The 6,350-nt window shown below is 72.3% G+C and carries 6 protein-coding genes; 2 read left to right on the top strand and 4 right to left on the bottom strand.

All coding sequences use genetic code 11. The features are described 5' to 3' along the window. Positions 1-83: 83 nt before the first annotated feature. The 3 genes from ACFVS6_RS34480 to ACFVS6_RS34470 all read right to left on the bottom strand — a co-directional run bounded on the left by ACFVS6_RS34480 (position 84) and on the right by ACFVS6_RS34470 (position 4,387). The gene (locus ACFVS6_RS34480) at positions 84-221 is read right to left on the bottom strand and encodes a SapB/AmfS family lanthipeptide (RefSeq protein WP_281204780.1); all 138 of its coding nucleotides are present in this window, start codon (positions 219-221) and stop codon (positions 84-86) included. Beyond that, on the bottom strand, positions 218-2,884 hold the full coding sequence (gene lanKC, locus ACFVS6_RS34475) for a class III lanthionine synthetase LanKC (RefSeq protein ID WP_389710250.1): 2,667 nt from the start codon (positions 2,882-2,884) through the stop codon (positions 218-220). The genes ACFVS6_RS34480 and lanKC overlap by 4 nt, the downstream gene beginning before the upstream one ends. Positions 2,885-3,097: 213 nt before the next feature. Continuing rightward, positions 3,098-4,387, bottom strand: coding sequence for a TerD family protein (locus ACFVS6_RS34470; RefSeq protein WP_389710248.1), 1,290 nt, complete (start codon positions 4,385-4,387; stop codon positions 3,098-3,100). A gap of 308 nt (positions 4,388-4,695) precedes the next feature. Here ACFVS6_RS34470 and ACFVS6_RS34465 point away from each other — a divergent pair, with 308 nt between their 5' ends. Further along, positions 4,696-5,010: an NIPSNAP family protein gene (locus ACFVS6_RS34465; protein ID WP_389710246.1), complete on the top strand. Its 315-nt coding sequence runs from the start codon at positions 4,696-4,698 to the stop codon at positions 5,008-5,010. A gap of 55 nt (positions 5,011-5,065) precedes the next feature. Here ACFVS6_RS34465 and ACFVS6_RS34460 read toward each other — a convergent pair whose 3' ends face one another. Further along, positions 5,066-5,278 carry a hypothetical protein gene (locus tag ACFVS6_RS34460; RefSeq protein WP_389710245.1) on the bottom strand — a complete coding sequence of 71 codons (213 nt, stop codon included), beginning with the start codon at positions 5,276-5,278 and terminating at the stop codon, positions 5,066-5,068. Between the two features lie 434 nt (positions 5,279-5,712). Between ACFVS6_RS34460 and ACFVS6_RS34455 the strand changes: the two genes are divergently transcribed. Beyond that, positions 5,713-6,300, top strand: a complete 588-nt coding sequence (locus tag ACFVS6_RS34455; RefSeq protein WP_389710243.1) for a ribosome-inactivating family protein — start codon at positions 5,713-5,715, stop codon at positions 6,298-6,300. The last annotated feature ends 50 nt before the right edge of the window (positions 6,301-6,350 follow it).

The following is a 6,350-nucleotide window of genomic DNA, read 5'->3' as shown; positions in this document are numbered from 1 at the left end:
GGATCGGGCGCTGTCATGGGCGGCGGCTCCAGGGGTGTGGTGCGGGCCCGGGCGGTGAACCGCCCGGGCCCGGAATGACCTGATCAGTTACAGGTCGTGATGCTGAGGCTGCTGTCGCCACAGAGGAGCAGGCTGGCGCGGCTGCCGCCGCCGGTCAGGTGCGCGGCCTCCGTGGTCTCTTCCTTCGGGGTGTCCATCGACTGCAGGTCCAGAAGCGTCATGTCTGATTCCTCTTCACTGTGGTGTTCCGATGGGTCACGGCCCCCGTGACGGGGACCGGCTCTGGGGCCGCCGCGGCAGACCGCGGCGGCGGGAGGAACGGCAGCCGGGCGCGCCCGCCGGGCGCGGCGCTGCCGAGGGCGAGGAGAGCGCCGGCCGTGCCCGTGGACAGGTCCATGGACAGGCGCATCATCTGCTCGCCGGGGAAGGCCAGGAAGCCTTGGTACGGGACCGCGTGCCGGGCCAGGGCCTCCACCTGCCGGGCGATGTCCCCGGGGGCGGAGCCCGGGCCCGCAGTGGTGGTCCGAGCCAGGTGGAGGATCATGCCGGCCGCGCCGCGGAACAGGCCGGGCTGCGCGTAGAACGTCGCCTGGGCGGCGCGGACGATCTCCGGCCGGGCCCGTTCGAAGCGTTCGTCCCGGGCGTGCTCCGACCAGTCGTCCAGCACCATGCCGATGCCCACGCTGCCACCGCCGAGGTACGGCATCGTGCGCCATCCCTCGTCGACCTGGAGGGTGCCGAAGGCGCTGGTCACGCACCGGTCGAGGTCGCGGTGCAGGGCCCGGCCGGCCAGGTTCAGCAACTCCCGTTCCCCGGTGCGTTCGTAGAGCCGCAGGTGGAGCAGGGCGGGGCCGCTGTGGCCGTGGAGCAGACCGGCCCGCTTCGGTCCGGCCGCCGGGTCGGAGACGAGTTCGGCGCAGCGCAGGGCCGCCGTGTGCAGTCCGGTCTCACCGGTGGTCGAGCCCAGGGAATCCAGTGCCAGGCCGATGCCGGCGAGGCCGCCGTGCAGGTCCGGCCCGGCCGACTGCCACGGCTGGGCCAGCAGTTGCTCGGCCAGGGCGAGGGCGCGGTCCCGGTGGCCGAGCCGCTCCAGGGTCCAGGCGAGACCGGCGAGGCCGTCGTAGAAGCCCAACGGCATGCCGGAGGCGGGCTCCTTCGTCCGGGCCAGCAGCCACTCCTCGGCCTCGGGCCACGGTTCGGCGCCGGTCTCGGCGAGCGCGTACAGGACACCGGCCGCTCCGTGGCCGAACCCGGTCCCGCCCCCGGCGGTCGCGAACTGGGCCGTGTCCCCCGGGAAGAGCCGGTCATCGCGGTCGAAGGTGGCGCTCGCCCGTAGCGCCGCCGTCATCGAGGCGCGGGCCGCCTCCCAACTCCCCGGCTCGACCGGCAGGTAGGGGCTACGCGCGACCGCCGCCCGGCCGGCGGATCGGCCCCCGGAACCGCGTTCGATCCCGGAGTCGCCCTCGGACCCGGCGAGGATCTCGCGCACCGCCTCGTCGAGGAACTCGCGCGGTACGGGGAACTGCTCGGCGGCGATGTCGGCCAGGTGCGCCGCCTTCGCCCGGTCCATCACCAGCAGACTCGTCAACGGCAGGAACAGGGCCAGGCGCAGGCAGGCCAGGGCGTACCGGTCGACGGCGAAACCGCGACGGTCGGCCGGCGCGACGAACGCCGGATTGGCGACGGTCTGGCGCAACCCCTCGTCGACGTGGGCGGCGGCCTCGAAGTCGAGCAGCGCGACCGACGGCACGCCGGTCACCTCGTCCTCCGCGACCATCACGTTGAACAGGTGCAGGTCGTTGAAGACGATGCCGCGGGCGTGCACGGCCTCCACGGCCCGCGTCACCTGCCGGTGGATCTCCAGCGCCCACCGGGTGTACTCGGCGAGCTCCTCGGGATCGGGGTCCGCCTCGATCAACGGGTGCCGGCGGGCGAAGTAGGTGTTGAGGGGCTTGCCCTCCAAGTGCTGCATCACGAGGAAGTGGTGGTCCCCGACGGTGAAGGTGCCGTGCACCGAGGGCACGCAGTCCAGCCCGGCCAACTGCTCCAGGGCCCGGCGTTCACGGTGCAGCCGGGTCACGGCGTCCGCGCCGTCGGCCGCGAGCCCCGCGAAGGGGCGCCCCTCCTTGAGGACGACCCGCTCGCCGGAGCGGACGTCCCGCCCCGCGTACACGCCGCCCCCGTTGGAGAAGTGCAGGGCCCGCTCGACGGTGTAGGGGAGTCCCTCCAGGGTGACCGAGGCCCGCCTGGCCAGGTGGGGCGCCAGGAACGCGGGCGGTTCGACCCACTCGGGCGGCTGGAACACCGGCCCCCGCGGGTCCGGCACGAGCCGGCCGTCCGGGGCCTCGATCGCCGGGACGAGCTCCCCGCGGTCGTCGTAGCAGTGCCGCAGGGTGAAGCTGCCGTAGCGCAGGTGCACGGGGCCGTCGTTCCAGCGCAGGTCGCTCAGGATGTACGGGCCCGGCTCGCCGGCCAGCAACGCGTCGAGGTCCTCGGCGACGCGCCCGCACTGCTCCTCGTCCGCCGGGTACACGGTGAGGAACTTGCCGCTCGCCGCGCGGTCGGCGTACTTCGCGTTGCGCAGGTGCAGCAGGTAACGGCTCGGCACGAACTTGAACGCGATCCGCCGCTCCACGCAGTAGCGGTGGACCCGCTCCAGGACGGACTCGGCGTTGTCCAGACACGCCGACACGTGGATCTTCCAACCCTGGGAGGGCAGTTGGGCGTCCAGGGGGCGCAGCGCCAGCCAGTCCCCGCTGCGGTGCGTCTGCCACCCCGCCGGTACGGGGGCGAGCGCGGCCGGGTAGTTCTCCTCGGCCCGCCGGTACGGCGCGTCGTAGAACCAGCGGTCGGCGTCGCAGAAGGCGGCGTACCCCTTGTTCACTCCTGCTCCCTCGGTCGGTGACGTCCTCACGCTGTCACGCCGGGAGAGGGCCGCGACAGTCACGGCTGTCACCGACGGGGCGTGCAGTACGCACGAGTCACCTGGGGCCGGACCCCGCGCGCGCCGCCCGACACGAAGGAACGCCCCGACGCGGGCACTCGCGTCGGGGCGTTCCTCCCGGCCCCTGCCGGGGCTGGTGGAGGCGGGGAGCGGTCAGTCCTTGCTGGCCGGCTCCCAGCTCATGCCCCAGCCGTACTCCAGGTCCACCGCCTGCTGCTTGAGGATGCCGGGCGGCAGTACGAGGTACTTCGCCTCCCGCCGGACGATCAGCTCGCCGCCCACGTTCTCGATCAGCGCGATCGCGGCCACCGGCGCGGGGACGGTGCATTCGTCCAGGCGGACCTCGATGGGCGGCCCGACGGGCGGGTACAGCGTGGCGACCCCTTGCAGGCCGGCGAAGTTGGTGGCGCCGGCGTAGATGGACACGAAGACCAGGAGGCGTTTGATCTCGGCCGTGTGATCAAGGTTGATCATCAGGTTCTCGCCGTCCTCGCTGCCGCCGGTCCGGTCGTCCTGGTCCAGCAGGACGTACGGGGGCTGGTCGAACGAGCCGAACTGGTTGTTGATGGGGTGGACGATCCCCATCGTTCCGTTCCGCAGTTCCCACAGGCAGGAGAGGTCGAGGTCGACGTCATCCAGCCGGACGGCGTCCTTCCCCTTGCGCATCCAGCCCCGCGCCGGAGTGGCCGCGCTCCACTTGAGGTTGACCCGCATGCCACCGGAGGTGGCCCCCTGCTTGGCCAGCGACACCGTGGGCGCCGCCTTCGTCAGGGTGATCTTCGACAGCCGCACGGGCTGGGTGTGGGCCGGCTGGGGGACCGGCGGGGCCTGGGGAGTCCGCGGAGCCGGTGGGCGGGCCACCGGCGCACTCACCGGTGGCGGCGACGGCTGCTGCACGGGCGCCGGCGCGGGCGGGGCGGGGTCGTCGACCGTGATGCCGAAATCGGTGGCGAGCCCCGCCAGACCGGAGGCGTAACCCTGGCCCACCGCACGGAACTTCCAGGCCCCGGCCCGCCGGTACAGCTCCCCGAGCACGAACGCCGTCTCCGTGGTGGCACCCGTGGCGTCGAACCTCGCCCGCTCCGCACCGCTGTCCGCGTCCAGCACGCGCACGAACAGGCCGGCCACCTGCCCGAACGTGCCGTCGGTGGAAGCGGCGACCACCACGGTCCCGATCTCCTGCTCCACCGCCGACAGCGTCACCGTGATGGTCTCCAACGGGCCCGAGCCGTCCTGGCGCCGGCCCTCGTGGCGCACGGCACCACTGCCGTGCACGGGCTGGTTGTAGAACACGAAGTCGTCGTCCGACCTCACCTTCCCGGCCGCCGTCAGCAACAGGGCCGACACGTCCACGTCCGGGGCCCCGGGCCCACTGCGCCAACCCAGCTCCACCCGGACCCTGGCACTCGGCACCGGTACGTTGGCGCCCTTCTGCAAGGACATGTGAATCCCCCTCCACGACGTCTCCCACTCCGTCGCAGCGTACGAGGTTTCGGCGGTCCGCCCTGCCCGAAGGGCGGGATTGGCCGCCGCTCCGGGGCAAGTCGCGGGACACCGTCCGACGCGCACCGGGGGACGGAGGGTGCCCGATGCGGGAGTCCGCGGCCTCGACGCCCGTCCGACCCGCGCGCTTCCCCGCGGAGCGGGCAATCGACGAGCGGTCGCGGGAGATCCGTGCCACCGCCCCGAACCGGTCCGGGGCCGCGATCCCGCCCACCGGGGCCGGCGCCGCCCGCGGGCATGATGGGTGGATGATCACCATTCATCTGAAGTACGAGATCGACGTCGACAAGCTCGCGGACTTCGAGGAGTACGGGCGTCGTTGGGTCCGGCTGGTCAACCGCTTCGGCGGCACCCACCACGGATACTTCCTGCCCGGCGAGGGCGACAGCGACATCGCCTACGCCCTCTTCTCCTTCCCCGGCTTCGCGGCCTACGAGCAGTACCGAACGGACAGCATGTCCGATCCGGAGTGCCTGGCGGCCTTCGACCTGGCGCGCGAGACCCGCTGCATCAAGCGGTACGAACGCCGCTTCCTGCGACCGCTGGAGACCCCCGGCGACTGACCGCCCCGCCGGGCCGGCGCCGGGCCGCCACGCCCGGCGGCCGGGCCCGGCCGCCTCACGACTCGCGGCCCATGACGCGGCGGGCCGCCTCGGCCTCCGCCGCGGGAGGGGAAAGCTCGTCGAGGGTGTCGAGTTCGTCGTCCGACGCCAGTTCCTCCTCCCACGCGGCCGCGAGGCGCTCCTGCTCCTCGTGCGGTCTGCCGGTGACGGCCTCCCGCTGCCGGGGGTCCAGGGCCGCGAGGAACCGCTCCACCGTGTCCGCGGGCATGCCGTACTCCTTCTCGCTCGGGGAAGGGGCAGCGGCAGGTGCGCTGCCGTGCCCGGCCCAGAATGACGAACAGGCCCCGGCACCGGCCGCCCGACACGGCGCGCGACCACCCGAATGCCCGAGCCGGCCGGTGCCGGCCACGCCGTCGTGGCGGCGGCGGGCACCGCGGATCGGGCGGATGGTGATCGATTCACGATCGCGTGAGGAGTTTTTGGCATCAGAGGCCAAGTATTCGTTTCCGCCCCGGATGGCCGACTACAAAGAACCGGACCGAACCAGGCCCGGCGACAAGGGCGATGAGAGCCGTCGTCGACCGGGGTGATGTCGAAGGCGGTGGATGTGTCGTGCGTGAATTCAGCAGGATCGAACCGGCTGCGACGGGTTTTCCGGCGGGGAGCGCGGGTTCCGATCTCCTCCGACTGACGGATGCCGTCGTGCTGAAATCCGTTTCGTTCTCCGTGGAGGACGCCACGGTGGCGGAATACCGACTCCTCGTGTCGGCCGTCCGGTCCGGTGCGGCGGAGGCCCTGTGGTTCCCCAGAAGATCGGGCGCCGGGGAGGAACCGGTGCGCTACCTGCCCCTGAACATTCGGTTGAGGGGTTTGTCCATCGAGTTGTACATCGAGTTCCTCCCACGGGATTCGGACGTTCGGATCGTCGGCTTCCGCAACACCTTCGAGACCGGGCAGGCCCCGCCGGAGGCCTACTTCCGCCACGTGCGGGACTCGGTCGCGCCACCGGGCATGCCCCGTACGGCGGCCCTTCCGTTCGGCGGGGGATGTTCCGCCCTGGAGGCCGTGGCGGGCGTCGGGCGTACCGACCTTCCCGTGGGGCGCCGACCCATGATCAACGCGGTCATCTGGCTGCACCGGAACAGCGACCCGAGGTGCACGGCGCGCGGGATCCTCGTGCTGTCGGAAATGCTGTGCGCGGCAGCCCGCTCCCCCCGTCTGGCGGACGACGTGTCACGCATCTGGATGACCGGCGGACCGCTGTCGACCGCACCGTGGGCAGCCGCTTGACCGACGCACGTCGAATTTCCGAAAGATTCTTCAAGTCACCACCAATCCAA

The sequence above is a fragment of the Streptomyces sp. NPDC057939 genome (assembly GCF_042887545.1).
Taxonomy (GTDB): Bacteria; Actinomycetota; Actinomycetes; order Streptomycetales; family Streptomycetaceae; genus Streptomyces.
This window is presented reverse-complemented; position numbering and strand designations above follow the sequence as displayed.